The following is an 18,402-nucleotide window of genomic DNA, read 5'->3' on the forward strand; positions in this document are numbered from 1 at the left end:
TCCGCGTATCATAAGATCGTGGCCCAAGGCTTCTTGAGGTCGGTCCGCTTGGCACCGTCGATATCACCGGGGACAACGAAACGACTATCACGTGGTGCGTTGCGAAGGAGATCGAGAGCCGCTGAGTTCAAGACAATCGTCTTGCGGCCGGTCTTGCTGTCAGGCAGCAGCAAGAGGCCGCAGCCCAGATCAACATGGGACCACTCCAAAGTCAGGATCTCATTCTTGCGGGCGCCTGTAAAGATCAGAAGGCGAATTGCCAGTATGGCAGGGGCAGGCAGGAGCGTCCGTTGGTTCTCAGGCTTTGCGCGATGCTTGCTCGGCGTGCCTACGGGCGGCTTCCACGGGATACCAGTGGTTTCAGCTAAACGGAGTGCCTCGCCGATCCTTCCAAGTTCTTCGGTATTGAGAAATCGTTCGCGTGCCTGTTCACGATATTTTTCGATATCGCGGCCTGGATTGCAAAGTCGAGGGATGAGCCCACGCTTGCCGGCAAATGTGTACATGCTTTTCAGGACCATAAGGACCCGGTTGGCTTGGTGAGGTGTGCCGCGCATCTTGAGATGGAGTTCGGATATTTTTTGCGGCGTGACGTGTTCGGCGCTTAGCGATCCGAGTGCCGGGACGACGTGCTTTTCGAGCAGCGATCGATAGCCACGGTACGTACCCGGCTTTCTCTTTGCCTCCACGTGTTGGGTCAGAAAAAGATCAACCAAAGCGCGGACAGTTGCTACAGCTTTCTGCTTCTCGCGCTCGATGACTGGATCTTCACCTAGAGCCGCCTGGCTAAGGAGGGCTCGGGCTTTGTTGCGAGCCTCTTCGGTTGTTACGACGCCATGTCGGCCGATCACCACGAACCGCCTGGCGGAAGCCGCGCCTGGTGCTTTGCTTCGATATCGAACGAAATAGGTCTTCGTGCCGCTATTTGCGATCCGCACGCCCCGCGTAATTCGTTATCCCAGAGAAGAGATCGGCGGCCGGTCGTCGAGGCCGTTTCGACGATACGTTTCGTAAGCTTAACAGTTGAGCGCATTTCCCTGTTCCGTACCTCCGTGGTGACCAAATGGTGACCAACTGGGAGAGAGTTTAACGGGAAGCGAGGGACGGCGCCAGGGAGAAAAAATATTAAAATCAAATACTTAATGAAATTGGGAGATGTTGGGAGAAACCCAAGGAATGGCCGAATTGATTCCTTTAATCAGGAGGTCCTGGGTTCGAGTCCCAGCGCGCTCACCACCTCCGTGGTGCTAGTTTCATTATAGAAATCGACTAGATGCTTCGGGCGCATGGAGGCCGGATCGCGCTGCGGATTCCCGCCGTTCGTCACCTCGTCCAATTCACGCTTGCCGCAAGAAAGGCCGTGCGCAACGCAGCGGCATTCTTGGGCTCGAACAGCGTCTCGTGATTGCCCGGAATATCGATGATGCGAAGGTCGGGGCAGCGTCTACGCCAAAGGCTGTCGGCCGACGTTGTCACGCGCGTGCGCAACAGAACGGTCGGTGCTCGCAGAACGGCGGGGTGATCATCGAGGCTTCCCATCCACGTGGCCGCCATGCGGATTCGCAGCCGCATGCTCAACTCTTCCGCAAAGGTCGGATCGATCATGCCAATCCGATGAAGCGGCGCGGCGTGACCGCGCGCCAGCGCGGGCAATCCATCTCCGGCAAGGCGAAACAAACCGCGCCAGGCGAGATGCCGGGCGTGGAGTGCAAGTGCGCCGGGACGTCCGCGCCGCAGGAGGTCTAGCGCGTGGGAGGTCAGCCGCGCCTTCCACTGTGCTGATCGCGCTGCCGTGATGGTTCCGGCGTCGATGATGCACAAGCCCGCGACACCGTGGCCTAGGCTTTCGAGACGGAGAGCGGTCGCATGGGCGAAATGGCCGCCGATCGAAACACCGACGAGTACGACCGGCATCTGAGGAGCACGGCGCAGGATCTCCGCCGTGAGAGTTTCGACCAGTGCTTCTCCGGAGAGTCCGGCGTCGACATGGTTCTGCCAAGGTGGATAACGAAGCGCGACGACACGATCCCGGTCCGCCGCGTCGGCAGAGAACAATGCACCATCTGGCGCATGGCCGCTCGCGCCCGGCAGGACGATGATCGGCGGGCGCACGGCGTTCATGTGTAGGCCGCGCTGGTGCGGGACAACGCCGTGGTGATCGTGCGAGCGGTGTACTCGGCGCCGGCGACGAACCGGAACACCGGGCCGAAGCTCATCGACGAGGCGGGGCCGACGAAGCGCAGGCCCGGGACGGAGGACTGGAAGGACGCATCGAGCCGTGGCGCGGTGCCTTGCCGGGCAATGGCACGACGCAGATCGGGCTCCAGAAACGGGATGCGTGCGACGTTCACCTCGTAGCCCGTGCCGGCGATCACACGATCCACGAGCAACTCGCGATCGCTTTTGTTTCCGCCCTGCCGCAAGCGCAGCGATACGCGATGGCCGTTCTCCCGGGCCTCGACGACGGTTGTGTCATGCTCGACCGGTACGAGTGTCTCGACCCGCTCACGAAGCCACCATGCCCCTTCTGGTGGCAGCAGGTTTTCAATGAAGCGCGCGCGCAAGCAGGGTGGCAGCCGGTGGAACGCACCGGGCAACTGCGACAACGCCCATGCCTTCGGACTGCCGCCCAGCGCGGAAATTGGCCAACGGATCCGCTGCCAGGGCGTCCGCGTGCGGCTGCCCTGGATCATCCATAGGGTCGACGGTTTGCGGATCAGCAATCGCGGCGCAGCACCGGCTTCACGGAGCAAGGCAGCCGCTTCGAGCGCGGACTGGCCGGAACCGATGACTGCAACTTCGAGGCCTTGGAAGGCAGCGAAACTCTCGATCCAGGCGCTGTGCATGGCGGCTGTTCCAGGCAGCGCCTGCAAGGCCTGCGGCATCCTCGCGAAGTTTGCGAGTCCCGTGGCGACGATGACATCCGACGCCTCGACCTCCTCACCATTGTCGAGCGTCAGGACGAAGCCCTGACGACGCCAGGACACGTTCGCGACGTCCACGGGCTCGGTCCAATCGACGTTGTGCTCCTGAAACCAAAGGCCGTATGAGGCAAAATTTTCGATGGAACACGGCTCGAATGTCTCCAGGCCACGCGGTCCGTTGTAGTCGGCGAATGTCGAACCCGGGTGCGGCGACGAGATGTTCGTGCCGAAGCAGTAGGACTTGAGATAGCGTCGCGACCCAGCACGGGCGATCTGACTCCAGAAGGCCATGGGCCGGCCGAAAATCCGGTGCGCGACATTGCGAGCTGCGAGATGGCTCGCGAGCGACAGCCCGTAAGGGCCGCAGCCTATGATCGCGACGCATGGCCTGCTCATGGTCACAGCCCACGCGCGATCGGGGGAGCGGACGGGAGCATGGTCCGCACGAAGCGCGGCGCTGCCCTAAATCCGAGATAGAGTTCGGAGAGGATATGGACGATGCCCGGCATCGGATCTTGGCGATTGGAAGCAAAATGGACCATGTGCGCGCGGTTTTGCCGCGCCCAGCGTCGCCAGTGCGCCAGATCCTCGAGACGTGTCCGCATGCAGAGCGTCTGCGCGAGCAGGATCGCATGAAGGGTGAAATTGTCACAGAAAGCGGTTTTTTCGGTTGGGTCCTCGTGCTGCGCCTCGGCCGCAAGCGCTTGCACCGCGTCGGTCTCGCCGAGGGCGTCCAGATACGCCAGCATCGGCAGTGGCAGCCCACGGCGCAGGTCGAGGCCGATCTGGTTGAACAGGCGCGGATTGAAATCGATGACCGTCCAGGCGCCGTCATGCAGGATGAACTCGACCTCGAACAATCCAAAATAGCCGAGTTCTCGACACAGGCGGCAGACGGCCTGCGACAGTGCGGGATCGGCCGCGCACGCCTCGTAGCAGACGCCCACCCCCACCGGTCGCGACCGCTGAAGGATTTTGGTCGAACGTCGCGTCACGAACACATCGGCGCTCCGTCCGATGAAGCCGGAGATGGAAACCACGCCTTCGCGCCCGACATCGACGAATTTCTGAATCACCGGACGCACCGCGCCGGGCGCGCGCGCCGTGTCGTCGAAGCCGTGCCGCTCGCGAGCCAGGAAGCGTGGATATTCCGCAGCGAGCTCGTCCGGAGAATGCACGACCATGCCCTTGTCGTTTCGCAGGCGATGGACATGGGTGCGGGGCTTGATCAACACCGGATACGGCAGATGCGGCGCCAATTCGGCGAGTTCGTCGGTATTCTGCGGATCCCAGCTCGGCAGGACCGCGACGCCGGCGATTGTTGCAGCCTTTTCAAGCAGCGCCTTGTCGAGGATGCGTTTGATTGTCTCGACCGGAGGCTGATACAGGCGGAAATAGCGATCGAGGAGCGGTGCGTTGAAGGTGTAAAGCCAGACCAATTCATCTGAAGTCGGCAGCAGCACCTGGCCGGGATCGCGCTTTCCGATCGCAAGCAGCCCATCGAGATAGCGTATATTGTCGCTTTCGACCGGCCCGGCGTAACGGCGCCCGGCGTAGCGCGACCAACCAGCCGCGCAAAAAGGGTGGTCGACGATCACGTTGACGCCAACGCCGAAACGGGCGAGGTGGCGCATGGCCGCGATCGTTCCCCCCGAGGATGCCGATCCCAACAGAACGGGGGGCCGCTTCAAATTGGGTCCGCTCATGCCGACCGTCCTCGCAAGTGGAACGCTGCCCTATAAACGCACCACTATCGCGCCGCGGCGCAGCGCTCCGGGGAATAATTTCAGCCGGTTCACGCTATCCTGCGTCCAATTGAAAAGCGCAACCGGTTGCGCGGACAAGAAGATCTATCGCTTTCCGAGCGAAAACGCTCTTCGAGCACCTTCGGACCTGAGAAAGGCTTTGGGTTCGAGGCCCAGCGCTCTCACCACTTAAAGTGCTAGTTTCAGATCAGCGGCCTTGGATAGGGACCTTATTTTATCCTGGCTCGAATCCTCTGAGCATTGTCATGAACAAAGCGAAGCAGGGTTTTTGCGCCCTTGCTCTCGGGCTGCGTCGTGAAGGTTTCCGATATCCCGAACACGGTCACCGCAAGAAGCGGCGCCAGACCGCCGCTGTCCACCATTCCCGTCATCGAACTGATGCCCTTGATGTGGTCGCCATCGGTGAAGGCGAGCGGCGAACGCTGAAGACTATCGAGCCGATTGAGAAAATTTATTCGCATGGCTGAAAGCGCGCGGGGCGTATGGCCCAAGGCGCGCAAGCGCTTCTGCTCCTTCGCGATGAAAGCCAGCATTTTCTCTTCCGGCAGGCGCGATAGGAACAGCTTGCCTGTCGACGAAGTGAAAGCGGCGAGATGCCCGGCCTGCTTCGGCCGGACGGAGATCGGCTCATCCGATTCTTCCACATGCAGAATCTTCGGCCCGGCTTCTTGCCATTCGGAAACGAAGGTCGTGTGGCCGACCTCTTTCACGAACTGCGGGAGACGTTCTCGAATGACTTCAAGCGCGATCGCTTTGGCCGAGACCTGTGCGCTCGATCCGTCCGCGTAGCGATAGGAACCGCGGCCTTCTTGTACAGCAAAGCCCGCGCGCACCAGGCTGATGCAATAGCGATGCAATTTGCTAGGCGCCATCCCGCATTTGTCGGACAGATCACCCAGTGCAATCGGGCCGGGCTCATCCCGCAGCAGACGCAGGATGGCGAGACCGTTCTCCAGTGACCCGATCCCTCGCGCCTCGTCGTTCGCCATATGGTTTGACATCCTATCTGTTTTATTTCACCTTTAGATAAATCAATTTTACTATAGGTAAAAAACCTATTCAAGTGGAGGACGTTCATGGCTGCGGAGATATTGCTGGTCGGAAGCATTCCCTATGACACGAACGAAAAGGTGTTCAGGGAATTCGGCCCGGCGCTGGCCTCGTCTCTGGTGGCGATGCCGGACGGTGAAGTCGGTCCGCGCAGCCATTGGATCAGCCGCGTTCATTATGCGGTGTTTGCCAACCATCCCGATCTCGAAACCGTGCGACAGCCTGCGAAGGAAGGCGGCGTTGAACGTCTTCATCCCCGCGATGCTGGCGACAGCTGGCAATTCAAGGTGCGCGATGGGATCGAGACAGTCGCGTTCGGCGACAAGGGATGGCGTCTGGGTTATGCCCGCGATGCGATCAACTCCTATTTCATCTTCAAGGCTCTGCGCGCGGAAGGGCTATATCCCGCCGGTATGCGCTTTCAGGTGTCGGTGCCTTCGGTCAACAGCGCGGTGCCTTACCGAATATTTCCCGATCAGGATGACGTCGAGAAAGTGCGGCGCGGCTATGTCGAAGCCTTGAAAGCCGAATTGGAGACCATCGTCCGCCACATTCCAGCGCATGATCTGGCCATTCAGCTCGATTGCGCGAGCGAAGTGCAGGATGCCTATGGCGCTATCGCCGGGCAGCCGGCGGCAACCGCCATCGATCGCAACACGCCGCAGATCCAAGCCTTGCTATCCTGGATCCCGCATGAGGTCATGGTGGGCTTCCATATGTGCTTCGGTACCCTTGGAGGCTGGCCGCGTTTCGAGCCGGAGGACATTTCGGGCGCCGTTATGATGGCGAATGCTTTCATTCGCGCGGCCGCTCGTCCGGTCGGCTGGATACATATCCCACTCCTGGCACGCACGGACGAGGCCTTCTACGCGCCCTTGCGCGAGCTCCAACCGAATGGCGCACGTGTTTTCCTTGGCATGGTGCACAGCATGGAGAGCTATCCGGCCCGCCTCGCGATCGTGAGGAAATTGGTGCCTGATTTCGGCGTCGCCGCTTATTGCGGATTCGGTCGCCTCAATCCCTCGCAATTGCCGGCGATCCGTCAGCAGCATCTCGATGCGTTACGCCTTCTCCACGGGTGATGCCCGAGGTGCGGAGGTCTTAGCGGCATCGTTGTCCTGGGGAGGAAGAGACGATGAAGACATGTATTTATGTAGGGCTCTTCGCTTTGATCGCGGCGGCCTACGGACAAGCGCAAGGACAGGCACAAGACTATCCAACCAAGCAGGTAACGATCATCACTCCGGGCACGCCGGGGAGCACGTCCGATCTGATGCCGCGTGTCATCGCCGATGAACTTACGCCGCGCCTTGGAAAGCCCGTGGTGGTTGAGAACCGGTCGGGCGGTAGCGGATTGGTCTCGGCCAATTCGGCGCTGGGCCAACCGGCGGATGGTCATACTTTGTGGTTCGGGACGATGGGCACGACGACGATCAATCCGTTCGTCATGGACGACATGCCGTTTGATTCCCTGAAAGCCTGGACGCCGATCGCCGAGGCGGGGTCGATGCCGCTCGTTCTAGTGGTCAATCCCGAAAAGACACCCGTCAAGGATCTGGCGGAATTGATTACCTACGCGAAGAGCCATCCAGGCAAGGTGACATTTGGCTCGGCCGGCATCGGCTCTTCTTACGCGATCACGATGTTTCTCCTCGGCAAGGAAGCCGGCGTGCAGTTCACCCACGTTCCCTATAAAGGAACTGCGCCAGCCGTGAGCGATGTGCAGGCGGGGGAGCTGACGGTCATGGTGCCCGACGTCGGCCTCGTGCGGTCACAGATCGAAAGTGGCAAACTGCGCGCTCTGGCGGTCACGACGGCGAAGCGGCTCGACATGCTGCCGAATGTCCCGACCTTCAAGGAAGCGGGCTATAATATCGAGGTCTCGCTCTGGTATGGTTTCTTCGTCCGCTCCAATACGCCAGGGCCAATCGTCAAGAGGCTGGCCAGCGACCTCAAAGTGGCGATCCAAAGCCCGAACGTGAAGAAACGTTATGACCCGTTGGCGCTCATCGTCGGCGACAAGTTCGGTGATGACTTCGCGCGATATTATCGGTCCGAATATGAGCGCTGGGGCGCCTTGGTGAAACCACTCAACATCCGCGCAAATTAGCTGCTTTACGCCGCTACCATGAATGATCGCGGCTGGCGGGCGGCGTCCAGATGCCGGCCTTCTGCAATTGCGAGAGTACCGGTGCGAGGCGTTTCGCCTCCTCCGGTCCCCACAACAGCATGCGGAACGCGAATCCGCCCATCAGATCGCAGTCGCGATGCAGCTCGATGATTTGTTCGGCGATTTCGTCGGGCGTTCCAACGAGCGACATGATCTCGGCTGCGTTGGGGCGTGTATCGCCGATCTTCGAGAGATGCGAGGCCCAGGTCTTCTGCGCTTCCGGATCGGTCGAGCCGAGTAGATCGGCGAAGGTCTGCTGTGCGGTGCCCGGCGTATCGCGAATAAGCAAGTCGCAGAGAATAAGTATGCGCGGTGGCTCTCTGCCGGTTTGTTCCGCATTCTTGCGCAGGGTGCCCGCTGTCTCCTGGACGACGGGCTTAGTCAAGGACGATGTAAACAGATAGTCGCAATTCGCGGCCGCGAAGGCGAGCCCTTGAGTGGAGGCCGCGGCGCTGACGAGCAACGGCAGCATCTGCGGGACAGGCCGGCGCATCTTGCCGTCAACCTTGAAATATTTGCCTTCATAGGAGACGGCCTCGGGCGTGCGCTGCCACAAGGCGCCGGCGATATCGACGGCCTCTTGCGCCAGAGCATAGCCGTCTACCTTCTTGTCGAAGCCGAAGAGGCGAGCTTCGTGATCGCGGAAGCCGTTGACGATGTTCCAGCCCCAGCGGCCGCCGCTGATCCAATCCAGGTGAGAGCCGAGCCGGGCGATCACCACGGGATGCAGGAAAGTCGTGTGCATCGTCGAAATGATGCCGAGATGCTGAGTAGCGAGAAACAACGGCACGGAGAGGATCGTCGCATTGGTCGACGGATCCTGAAAGCCGGTCCGCGAGACGGCTTCCGATGCCGGTGCATAACCGTCAGCGATCAAAGCGAAATCCAGGCCGATATTCTCGATGGTTTGCGCAAAAAGGATATGGCTGTCCAGCTCCAAGACGTCTGGATTCTGTCGCGCGATTTCCAGCGAAGGTAGAAGCGTTCTGGAATAGGGCCAGAAGGCGCCGATTCTCAGCGTGCCGTCGCGGCGGCGCTGTTTCCGTTGTCCTGCCGTGGCAGATCGCGCGGTCCACTCCATACCAGTCTCACCCTCATTTGCTGAGAAAGGAAAGCTACAAGAGACGACTGCGCCCGCCTATTTGCCGTTAGTTATGCTCGTTTAACCAAAGGTGGCCCACTTCACGCCACGGTGTTCAGCGCTGCGCGGACGGCCCCGAAAAGATCGTCGATCTGGCTTTCTGAAATGATCAATGGCGGCGACAAGGCGATGATATCGCCGGTCACGCGGATCAGCGTGCCGTTTTCGAAGCTGTGCACGAAGGTTTCGTAAGCGCGTGCGCCAGGCTGACCAGAACGTGGAGCCAGTTCGATGCCAGTGACAAGACCCATATTGCGGATGTCGATGACATGCGGCGCATCGCGCAAGCCATGGGCCGCCTTCTCGAAAGCCGGTGCCATAGTTTCCGCCCGCTCGAAAAGCTTCTCTCGTTGATAAGTATCGATCGTCGCGATGGCCGCGGCACAGGCGACCGGATGGCCGGAATAGGTATAACCGTGCGCCAATTCGATGGCAGCGGGATTGTCTTTCTGATCCATGAACGTGCGGTAGATGTCATCGCTCGTGGCGACAGCGCCCATGGGGATCGTGCCATTGGTCAGGCCCTTGGCCATGGTGATCATATCGGGTTTGACGCCGAATTTTTCGGCGGCAAACGCAGGACCGCCCAAGCGGCCGAAGCCGGTGATCACTTCATCGAAGATGAGAAGAATGCCGTATTTCGAGCAGATCGCGCGCAACCGTTCCAGATAGCCCTTGGGCGGCAGGAGAACGCCGGCCGATCCGGCCATGGGTTCGACGATCACGGCGGCAATGGTCGAGGGATCATGCAGAGCAACCAGCCGCTCAAGATCGTCGGCCAGATGCGCACCCCATGCGGGCAGGCCGCGGCTGAAGGCATTCTTCTCCAGATCATGCGTGTGGGGCAGGTGATCGACATTCGGCAGAAGTGCGAACTGCCGGCGATTGCCAGCAAGGCCGCCCACCGAAATGCCGCCGAAGCCAACGCCATGATAGCCGCGTTCGCGGCCGATCAGGCGGGTGCGGCGGCCCTCGCCGCGGAGCTGATGATAGGCGAGCGCGATCTTCAACGCGCTGTCGACGGACTCGGATCCGGAATTGGCGAAGAAAACGTGGCTCAGTCCTTCCGGCAGAATTTGCCGTAGCTTTGCGGCGGCCTCGAACGCAATCGGATGACCCATCTGAAACGATGGCGCATAGTCAAGACGCGCCAATTGCGCCTTCACGGCCTCGGCGATCTCAAGCCGGCCATGGCCGGCGTTGACGCACCACAACCCCGATGTACCGTCGAGAATTGGCCGGTCATCATCCGAGCGGTAGTACATGCCCTTGGCCGAGACGAGCATGCGCGGCGCTTGTTTGAACTGACGGTTGGCCGTGAACGGCATCCAGTAGGCGTCAAGATCGTTCGGCATCACGCGCATCGGCGGTCTCCAATCATTCATGCTGTCGCCCTTATGCCGGAGATGCGCCGGAAAGTGATTTGATCTTTGGTTGCGGCCCTCGCGACCAAAATTCAAATCACTTCGACGCGGCGGTGTGCATAGTGAAGGCTACCGCAGATGGGTTTGAAGGAATGCCAATGGAGATTCGGTTCGATAACAGGACGGTGGTCGTGACGGGCGCGCGCGACGGGCTCGGGCGCTGCATCTCCGAACGGTTCATCGAGAGTGGCGCCAATCTCTATTGCTGCGACATCGATCCCGATGGATTGGAAAGCATTGCCGCGAAAGGCGCCCACGTGCGGACCGTAGATCTGACCGACGATAAGGCGCTGCGGGCCTGGATCGGCGACATCGAGCAGGAAACTGGCCGCGCCATCGATATTTTGATCAACAATGCCGGCGGCTTCGCCCACGCCGTGCCGCGTCCGCTGGAGGAGGTGACCGACAGCGAATGGGATGCGGTGATGGCTCGCAATCCGCGCATCGCCTTTGCCGTCAGTCGAGCCGTGGTTCCCGCGATGAAGCGGGCCGGTTCCGGCCGTATCGTCAATATGAGTTCGGGTGCCGGGGTGGCGGCGTCCCGCACCAAGCTGCATCCTTATACGGCCGCCAAACATGCCATCGTCGGCCTGACGCGCCAGATGGCTATGGAGCTTGGGCCATTCGGCATCACGGTCAACAGCGTCGCGCCGGGCTTCGTTCTCTCCAACGCTTTCACCAAAGCCGATTGGGAGCGCTACAGCCCCGAAGCGCAAAAAGCCCATGTCGAGAACACGTTCATGCGGCGCATCGGCCGGCCCGATGACATCGCCAGCACGACCCTTTTCCTGGCGTCCGATCACGCCTCCTGGCTGACCGGCCAAGTCATTCTGGTCGATGGCGGCCGCTAGTCCGGGGGCAGGTCAGCTCGGACTTGGCTGCTTCGCGGGCAGATGCATCAAATCCGGGCATGACCAAAAGTAAAATCGGGCTGGACTGGAACCTACAACGGGTTAACATTTCCCCCGTCATAAGAAGGTGGTCCAGATGGCCGAAGTCCCCCCGATGGCGATGAAGTTCCTGCGTCAGCGCGTCAGCCTGCGTCATTTGCGGCTGATCCTGGCGCTGGACGAGGAGCGCAGCATTACCCGCACGGCCGATCGCCTGTGCATCAGCCAGGCGGCTGTTTCCAAGACCCGCAGTGAAATCGAGAAGGGCATTGGCACGCCATTGTTCGAATGGCACGGCCACCGCCTGGAAGTGACCGAAGTCGGCCAATGCGTGCTGCAGTCGGCCCGCCGCATCGTGGCGGAACTCGAATGCCTCAGCGAGGAATTCGCGCTGATGAAGTCCGGCATGGGCGGCGTGTTGACCCTCGGCACGCGCACCATTTCCGGTCAGCCGTTTCTGTCGCGCGTCACCGCCGCTTTCAAGAAAGCGCATCCCAACGTGACCGTGCAACTGGTCGACACCGATCTCGAGACCTTGATGGAGCGTTTGTCGAAAGGCACGATCTCGCTGCTTTATGGGCGTTTCGATGCGACGGCGGCGGGCGCGGGTTTTGAAGCACATCAAGTGTTGAGCGATCGCATGCTGATTGTCGCCAGCCCCAATCATCCCTTGGCCAATGAACGCAAGCCCTCATGGGCCGAGCTGGCGAAACAGGCCTGGGTGCTGATTCCTGAAGGGTTTGTTGGCCGCTACGGTCGCGAGCATCTGGCGGCTGAACTGTCGCGTCATCAGCTTCCCTTCCCAACCAATCTGATCGAGACGCAATGTCTGTTGCTGACGATGAGCCTGTTTCAGTCGGGCGATTTCCTGACGATCCTGCCGGAAGGCGTGGCGGCGCAGCTTGAAATTCGCGGCATCGCCCGGGTTCTCAACACGCCACCAATCGGCGCGCCTGATTCCGTCTGTTTGATGTGGCGGGCGAACACCGCCATGCCGCCTGCCGCGCGGCGCTTCCGCGATATGGCTTTGGAACTGCTTCAGGCCGACGAATTGCAGCGCCAGGAGGAGGAAGAAGGCTTGCTGAAGCCATTGCGCGGTGAGGCCTGGCGTTTCGAGGCCGTGCAGGGCGTTCGCCAGCAGGCTCATGCCGCGCCGGCCGCCACTCGTCGTGGTCGTCAGCGCAAGACCGCGCTCAGTGAATCTGCCTGACACTTTCAGGTCCCTGAGCGGCCTTGCATGACATTTGGTTAGGCCGCTCGAAACTTCTTTTCCATTGTTGCGCTGGAGGTGCCGTGATTGAACCAAGGCAATGGTTCAAGAGGGCGGCGTGGTGCCTGTTGCGACATCCGGATCGGCAAAAGAGTTCGCAATCGATTTCGTGGCTCGCAACGAGCGTGCCTTCATCACCCTGAATGATTCCATCTTTTATTTCGGTGAGCTTGGTGTGCAGGAAACGCGCACCGCCGGGCTGATGACGTCGCTACTCGAACAGCACGGTTTTCACGTCCAGAAGGGCATATCCGGTTTCGCGACCTCGTTTCTGGCCACCTATGGCAAGGGTGAGCCGGTCATCGCCATCCACACGGAATATGACGCCAATCCGTCGAACAGCCAGAAGTCCGGCGTGACGGAACGGGCGGAGATCGTCGCGGGCGCACCTGGACATTGCGAAGGGCACAATACCAACGCTGCCGTCATGATCGCCTCCGCTTTGGCGATCCGCTACGCCATGGAAAAATTCGGCCTGCCGGGTACTTTGAAAATCTTCGGAGCATCAGCCGAAGAACAATTGCTGAGCCGGCCCTATTTCGTGCGCGACGGTCTTTTTGACGATGTCGATCTGGCCTTTCACGATCATATCCTCGATGAGTTCGGTACCGACTACGGCATGATGCAGAGTGCCGCCGTCTCGGCTGAATTCACCTTTCGTGGCGAGGCCGCCCATGCCGCGGTTGCGCCCTGGAAGGGACGCGACGCGCTGGATGCAGTCGTTCTGATGGATATGGGGCTGGCACAACACCGCGAACATATGAAGCCGACGATGACGGCCCATCGCGTCATCACCAAGGGCGGCGAACAGCCCAATGTCATTCCTGCAATTGCCGCCTGCTGGTGGTATTTTCGCGATCCGACGGCGGAGGGCGCACGGCTTCTCTTCGAGCGCGCTCAGCAGATCGCGCAGGGCGCGGCGCTCATGGCCAATTGCGAACTCAGCGTCGATGTTCGCGCCGCTGTCTGGCCGGTTCGGCTCAATCAGACGATTGCCGAGGTGATCCAGCGCAATGTCGAAGCGGTCGGTATGCCGGTCTGGACCGAGACTGAGCAGGATTTTGCCCGAGCCTTGCAGCGTCAGGCGAAAGTCGCGGTAATGGGCCTGCGCCCCGCGGTGACGCCGTTCAAAGGACCGGCGGTCCAGATCGCGGCATCCAACGATTGCGGCGACGTCTCCTGGAAAGTGCCGATGGGACGCATCTGGTTTCCGGGCAATGTGCCGCATTTGCCGTTTCATCATTGGAGTGCTGGTGCCGCTCTGGCCACCTCCATCGCCCATAAGGGCGGACTTGCCGGCGCGAAAGCCCTGTCGGGCGCGGTCATCGACTATCTGCAAGACCGCGATCTCGTGGCCCAGACCAAGCGCAGTTTCAAGCAGGAGATTGGCGACACAGTCTATGCGCCGCTGCTTCCGTCCGGACAGCGCGCGCCGGCTGATCTCAACCGCGCCCTGATGGAGAAATTTCGTCCGGAGATGGAAGCTCATTACCTCAGGCAGGAGCCTGTCTTCACTCTATAAACGTGAGAGGAATATCGATGTCGTCCAATCCCATGCGTTATCCCAGAAAGTGGGAATGGCCGAACCAGGCAAGGATTGCGATGAGCATCAACCTCGCGCTTGAGGCCTTTCGTTTCAAAAGCCAATATACGCAGGAAGGCCGACCGGGACAGGTCGATCACTTTTCTCTCTCCTACGCCCGCTACGGCGCCAAGGCAGGCGTCTATCGCATTCTCGATCTTCTGGATGAGACGGGTCTGAAGGCGAGCATGTCGATCAACGGCAAGGCCGCCGAGCTTTACCCCGATCAGATCCGCGCTGTCGCCGACGCCGGCCACGAACCCGTCGGTCATGGCTGGGAAAACGACATGCTCACCAATGACAGCGATCCGGAACAGGAGCTGGAAGAAATCCGTCGCGTAACGAAGGCGATCACCGATGCCGCTGGCGTGCGCCCTGTCGGGTGGACAAGCCCGGGCAGTGCCGGCTCCAGCAATACACTCAATTTCCTCGCGGCCGAGGGCTATCTGTGGAATGGCGATGAGGCCGACGACGATCTGCCTTATGTAAAGACCACCACCGGCGGCCCGATGGTGCTGCTGCCGCGCGTCAATACGCCGACCAATGATCTCAGCATCTGGATTGCCGGCAAGAACCCGCCGTCGGTGATCTGGGAGCAGTTCAAGGACACGTTCGACGAGCTTTATGCGGAAGGCCAGCGCGGTCATCCGAAATGGATCGAGATCGTATTGCACGCTCATATGGCCGGGCGACCAACCCTGATCCCGACCATCCGTAAATGCATCGCCTATGCCAAGCAGCATGAAAATGTCTGGTTTGCCCGCAAGCGCGACATCGCGGAATGGACGCTGAAGCGGGAAGGCTGAGGGCGCAGGGAGCGAAACAATGACAGTCGATGTCGGCGAACGCCTTCGGTTCGTCCGCACCCAAAAGAAAATGTCGCAACGCCTTCTGGCGAAGCGCGCGGGAGTGACGAGCTCAACCATTGCGATGATTGAATCCAATGAGGTCAACCCCTCGGTGGGCGCGCTTAAGCGGGTGCTCGACGGCATTCCCATGGGGCTTGCCGAGTTTTTTTCCGTGACGGCTCCCGCCGACGAGCACCAGGCATTCTATCGTGCCAGTGAACTGGTCGAAATCGGCAAAGGCGATATCTCCTACCGTCAGGTCGGCTCCTATTCGAACGGCAACATGCTGCAGATCCTGAAGGAGACCTATCAGCCGGGTGCCGATACTGGATCGGTGCCCTTGCAGCATGATGGCGAAGAGGGCGGGGTTGTCATTCGCGGGCAACTCGAAGTGACCGTCGATGGCGAGCGCTGCGTGCTCGGCCCCGGCGATGCCTATTCTTTCGAAAGCCGGCGACCGCATCGGTTTCGCTGCGTTGGCGCCGAACCGTGCGAGGTGATCAGCGCCTGCACGCCACCGACGTTCTAATTCCAGGAGCATTCATGGCAAAGCGTCCCCGATTTCCGCGCGAATGGAGCTGGCCCGGTCAGGAGAAGATCGCCTTCTCCATCGGCGTTCCGTTCGAAGCCTTCGAGAAGCAAAGTCAGGTCAATTTCGTCGCCAGCCGTGGTCAGCTCGATCGATTCTCCCTGTCTTATGGCGATTACGGCTGGAAGGCCGGTATCTGGCGCCTCATGAACATTCTCGACGAATTCGGCCTGAAGTCGTCGATCTCGGCCAATGGTCTGGCGGCTGAACGGCATCCCGATATCATTCGCACTTTCGCGCAGGATGGCCACGAAGTGCTGGGGCATGGTTGGGCGAATGACGTCTATGCCAAGGATGCGACGCCTGATCAGGAGCGGGCGGAGATTGCCCGCTGCACGGCCATTCTCACCGAAACCACCGGGGGCATTCGCCCGGTCGGTTGGACCAGTCCGGGCTCCAGCGGGTCGGATGTGACCAATGAGCTTTTGGCGGAGCAGGGCTATATCTGGGTCGGCGACGATGCCAGCGATGACTTGCCGTTCGTGCAACAGACTAAGTCCGGCCCCTTTGTTACGCTGCCGCGCACCAATATTTTCACCAATGACATTGCTGCGTGGATTTTCCCGAGTAACCCCACGTCGGTGTTCTTGGAAAACTTCAAAGAAACCTTCAATCAGCTCTATCGAGAGGGGCAGGAGGGCGCTCCCAAATGGCTGAGCATCACGTTGCACAGCCATATGGCCGGCCGGCCCACTATGGCGAACACCATTCGGCGCTGTCTCGATTACGTGCGCCAGCACGACGGTGTCTACTATACGCGCAGTCGCGATATCGCCGAGTGGGCATTGCAGCGTGAAAAAGAGGCAGGGCGTTTAACGGCTGGTTGAGGCTGTGCCGACTTCTTTTCTGTTGTTGCCGAACACACCGCATGATCGACTTGATGAAGAATTTTCGTTCGGAACCGCAACCATGGCGCGTATGAGCAGGTTTGAGGCCAAAAAGACGAGGGACGCGATGACGGCAATCATCGAGCTTGATCGTGTCAGCATCGCCTTCCAGAAAGAGGTGATCTACGACCAATTGTCGTTCTCGGTGAACGACGGCGAATTCCTGTGCATTCTTGGGCCCAGCGGCTGCGGGAAATCCACTCTGCTGCGGGTGATCGGCGATTTGCTTGGTGTGGATACGGGCAGTGTAACAGTTGCCGGCTTTCCAGCCGCGCAGGCCTGGCAGGAGATTGCTTACGTCTTCCAATCGCCGCGGCTGCTGCCCTGGCGCGATGCGGAAGCCAATGTCATCCTCGGCCAACAACTGCGCTTTGGCCGCGAACGTGGCGCCGACGAGATGCGTCAGAAGGCGCGCGCGCTCCTTGACCTCGTGGGCCTTGGCCGCGACACCCACAAATATCCGGCCATGATGTCGGGTGGCGAACGTCAACGCGTGTCGATCGCGCGTGCGCTTGCCGTCGACCCACGCATCGTGCTCATGGACGAGCCGTTCTCGGCGCTTGACGTGACGACACGCCGGCGCATGCGCTCGGAGATCATTGAAATCTGGAAGAAGACCGGCAAGACGATTGTCTTCGTCACGCATGAGGTCGATGAAGCTCTTGAGCTGGCGGATCGGGTTGTCGTCCTGTCGGTCAAGCCGACGCGCGTTCTGGAGACGGTAAGCCTGTCGATGCCGCGCCCGCGCAATCTCGCGTCGCCGGAAATGAACGCCGCGCGCATGCGCCTTACGCGCCTGCTCGGTGTTCCAGAACAGGCGGAAGAATAAAAACAGCGGAAACCGCGACAGGAAGGGACGAGTTATGAAGATGCCGATCATACGAAGACTAGTGACGGCTTTCGCGTTCATGTGCGGTCTGAATGCTGCCACGGCGGCGGAGACCATTACATATGGTTCTCTGCCCGATCCTGGCTATGACGCCGTGGTCTGGGCCATTGAGAATGGCAAAGTCAGCGACCCAAATGTTACGCTGAAAATCGAGCGCGTTTCCTCCATTCCCGCGTTGATGCAGGCGGCGATGACGCAGCAGTTCAACCTGATGCCGAATGGCGTGCTGTCGCTGCCGCAAATGCGTGAGAGCGGATTGAAGGTCAAAGTTCTGAGCACGCTGCTCCGTTATCATCCGGAAGGCCACAGTGCCGATATCTGGGTCATGCCCAACTCGCCGTACAAGACGATCCAGGATCTTAAAGGCAAGACGATCGCGGTCGTTTCGGGTGAATCGCAAGTCGTTATCTCCGTCCGCTGGGCGATCAGTGAGCGATTTGGTATGAATGCCGATCTGGTTGGCGGCGATTTCCGCTGGGTGGAGATGCCGCAGGCGCAGTTCGAGGCGGCGTTGCAATCTGGCCGCGTCGACGCGGCTCAGTTCAATCTCGTGCCGTCCTATTCCGCAACCAAGGATGGCAAATATCGTTCCGTGCTCCAGGGATCGAAAGAGCTCGACAGAATGTTCGGCGGGCCGATGCCGTCGAATTTCCTTTTTGGCTATGAAGACGACATGAACAAGCGGCCCGATGCCTATGTGGCGGCGGGGAAACTGCTGAAAGCCTCGGCCGATTATGTACTTAAAAATCCGGACGAAGTCTTCGCCGCCGTGGCGCCGAAATACAAAATGTCCAAGGACGATCTGCAGACCTGGTTCGTGACCTATGCGCAAATGCCGATGTCCGTTGGGCCGACCGACAAGAGTGTCATGATGAAGGCCTGGCAGGTCGGCCTGAAGATGGGAATGTTGAAGAAAGTGCCCGATAGCGCCGACGAGCTGATGTGGTCAAAAGCGATCATGCAGTAGGCGGT

At 60.1% G+C, this 18,402-nt stretch carries 18 protein-coding genes; 11 read left to right on the forward strand and 7 right to left on the reverse strand.

Features of this window, described 5'->3' with window-relative positions; all coding sequences use genetic code 11:
* Positions 1 to 8: 8 nt before the first annotated feature.
* From OIM99_RS10790 to OIM99_RS10805, 4 genes are all read right to left on the reverse strand, one after another.
* Positions 9 to 938: an integrase arm-type DNA-binding domain-containing protein gene (locus OIM99_RS10790; protein ID WP_311850413.1), complete on the reverse strand. Its 930-nt coding sequence runs from the start codon at positions 936 to 938 to the stop codon at positions 9 to 11.
* A gap of 385 nt (positions 939 to 1,323) precedes the next feature.
* Entirely contained in the window at positions 1,324 to 2,121 is a 798-nt protein-coding gene (locus tag OIM99_RS10795; RefSeq protein ID WP_311850414.1) for a thioesterase domain-containing protein, read from the reverse strand.
* Entirely contained in the window at positions 2,118 to 3,320 is a 1,203-nt protein-coding gene (locus tag OIM99_RS10800) for an NAD(P)-binding domain-containing protein (protein ID WP_311850415.1), read from the reverse strand. Before OIM99_RS10800 ends, OIM99_RS10795 begins: the two co-directional genes overlap by 4 nt.
* Positions 3,321 to 3,322: 2 nt before the next feature.
* Positions 3,323 to 4,558, reverse strand: a complete 1,236-nt coding sequence (locus OIM99_RS10805) for an ATP-grasp domain-containing protein (RefSeq protein WP_311850416.1) — start codon at positions 4,556 to 4,558, stop codon at positions 3,323 to 3,325.
* Between OIM99_RS10805 and OIM99_RS10810 the strand changes: the two genes are divergently transcribed.
* The gene (locus OIM99_RS10810) at positions 4,557 to 4,862 is read left to right on the forward strand and encodes a hypothetical protein (RefSeq protein ID WP_311850417.1); all 306 of its coding nucleotides are present in this window, start codon (positions 4,557 to 4,559) and stop codon (positions 4,860 to 4,862) included. The genes OIM99_RS10805 and OIM99_RS10810 overlap by 2 nt on opposite strands.
* A 37-nt stretch (positions 4,863 to 4,899) precedes the next feature.
* Here OIM99_RS10810 and OIM99_RS10815 read toward each other — a convergent pair whose 3' ends face one another.
* Positions 4,900 to 5,679 (reverse strand): helix-turn-helix domain-containing protein, encoded by a 780-nt coding sequence (locus tag OIM99_RS10815; protein ID WP_311850418.1) that lies wholly within the window; start codon positions 5,677 to 5,679, stop codon positions 4,900 to 4,902.
* An 87-nt stretch (positions 5,680 to 5,766) separates the two neighbouring features.
* On the opposite strand from OIM99_RS10815, the gene OIM99_RS10820 reads away from it, so the two are divergent.
* Positions 5,767 to 6,822, forward strand: a complete 1,056-nt coding sequence (locus tag OIM99_RS10820; protein WP_311850419.1) for a hypothetical protein — start codon at positions 5,767 to 5,769, stop codon at positions 6,820 to 6,822.
* 53 nt (positions 6,823 to 6,875) lie between these two features.
* Positions 6,876 to 7,850, forward strand: coding sequence for a tripartite tricarboxylate transporter substrate binding protein (locus OIM99_RS10825; RefSeq protein ID WP_311850420.1), 975 nt, complete (start codon positions 6,876 to 6,878; stop codon positions 7,848 to 7,850).
* Positions 7,851 to 7,863: 13 nt separating this feature from the next.
* Here OIM99_RS10825 and OIM99_RS10830 read toward each other — a convergent pair whose 3' ends face one another.
* Both OIM99_RS10830 and OIM99_RS10835 read right to left on the reverse strand, forming a co-directional pair.
* Complete coding sequence (locus tag OIM99_RS10830; RefSeq protein WP_311850421.1) at positions 7,864 to 8,991, reverse strand: LLM class flavin-dependent oxidoreductase; 1,128 nt, start codon at positions 8,989 to 8,991, stop codon at positions 7,864 to 7,866.
* A gap of 101 nt (positions 8,992 to 9,092) precedes the next feature.
* A complete protein-coding gene (locus OIM99_RS10835) occupies positions 9,093 to 10,436 on the reverse strand; it encodes an aspartate aminotransferase family protein (RefSeq protein ID WP_311850422.1) in 1,344 nt (447 codons plus the stop codon).
* Between the two features lie 137 nt (positions 10,437 to 10,573).
* On the opposite strand from OIM99_RS10835, the gene OIM99_RS10840 reads away from it, so the two are divergent.
* The 8 genes from OIM99_RS10840 to OIM99_RS10875 all read left to right on the forward strand — a co-directional run bounded on the left by OIM99_RS10840 (position 10,574) and on the right by OIM99_RS10875 (position 18,397).
* Positions 10,574 to 11,326 (forward strand): SDR family NAD(P)-dependent oxidoreductase, encoded by a 753-nt coding sequence (locus tag OIM99_RS10840; protein WP_311850423.1) that lies wholly within the window; start codon positions 10,574 to 10,576, stop codon positions 11,324 to 11,326.
* 136 nt (positions 11,327 to 11,462) lie between these two features.
* The gene (locus OIM99_RS10845; protein ID WP_311850424.1) at positions 11,463 to 12,575 is read left to right on the forward strand and encodes a LysR family transcriptional regulator; all 1,113 of its coding nucleotides are present in this window, start codon (positions 11,463 to 11,465) and stop codon (positions 12,573 to 12,575) included.
* Between the two features lie 118 nt (positions 12,576 to 12,693).
* Positions 12,694 to 14,157, forward strand: coding sequence for an amidohydrolase (locus OIM99_RS10850; RefSeq protein ID WP_311850425.1), 1,464 nt, complete (start codon positions 12,694 to 12,696; stop codon positions 14,155 to 14,157).
* Positions 14,158 to 14,237: 80 nt separating this feature from the next.
* Positions 14,238 to 15,023 (forward strand): polysaccharide deacetylase family protein, encoded by a 786-nt coding sequence (locus OIM99_RS10855; protein WP_311850426.1) that lies wholly within the window; start codon positions 14,238 to 14,240, stop codon positions 15,021 to 15,023.
* Between the two features lie 19 nt (positions 15,024 to 15,042).
* Positions 15,043 to 15,594, forward strand: coding sequence for a cupin domain-containing protein (locus OIM99_RS10860; protein WP_311850427.1), 552 nt, complete (start codon positions 15,043 to 15,045; stop codon positions 15,592 to 15,594).
* Positions 15,595 to 15,608: 14 nt separating this feature from the next.
* Positions 15,609 to 16,481: a polysaccharide deacetylase family protein gene (locus OIM99_RS10865; protein WP_311850428.1), complete on the forward strand. Its 873-nt coding sequence runs from the start codon at positions 15,609 to 15,611 to the stop codon at positions 16,479 to 16,481.
* 127 nt (positions 16,482 to 16,608) lie between these two features.
* Complete coding sequence (locus OIM99_RS10870; protein ID WP_311850429.1) at positions 16,609 to 17,370, forward strand: ABC transporter ATP-binding protein; 762 nt, start codon at positions 16,609 to 16,611, stop codon at positions 17,368 to 17,370.
* 61 nt (positions 17,371 to 17,431) lie between these two features.
* Positions 17,432 to 18,397 (forward strand): ABC transporter substrate-binding protein, encoded by a 966-nt coding sequence (locus tag OIM99_RS10875; RefSeq protein WP_311850430.1) that lies wholly within the window; start codon positions 17,432 to 17,434, stop codon positions 18,395 to 18,397.
* Positions 18,398 to 18,402 lie beyond the last annotated feature (5 nt).

The sequence above is a fragment of the Methylocella sp. CPCC 101449 genome (assembly GCF_031921685.1).
GTDB lineage: Bacteria > Pseudomonadota > Alphaproteobacteria > Rhizobiales > Beijerinckiaceae > Terripilifer.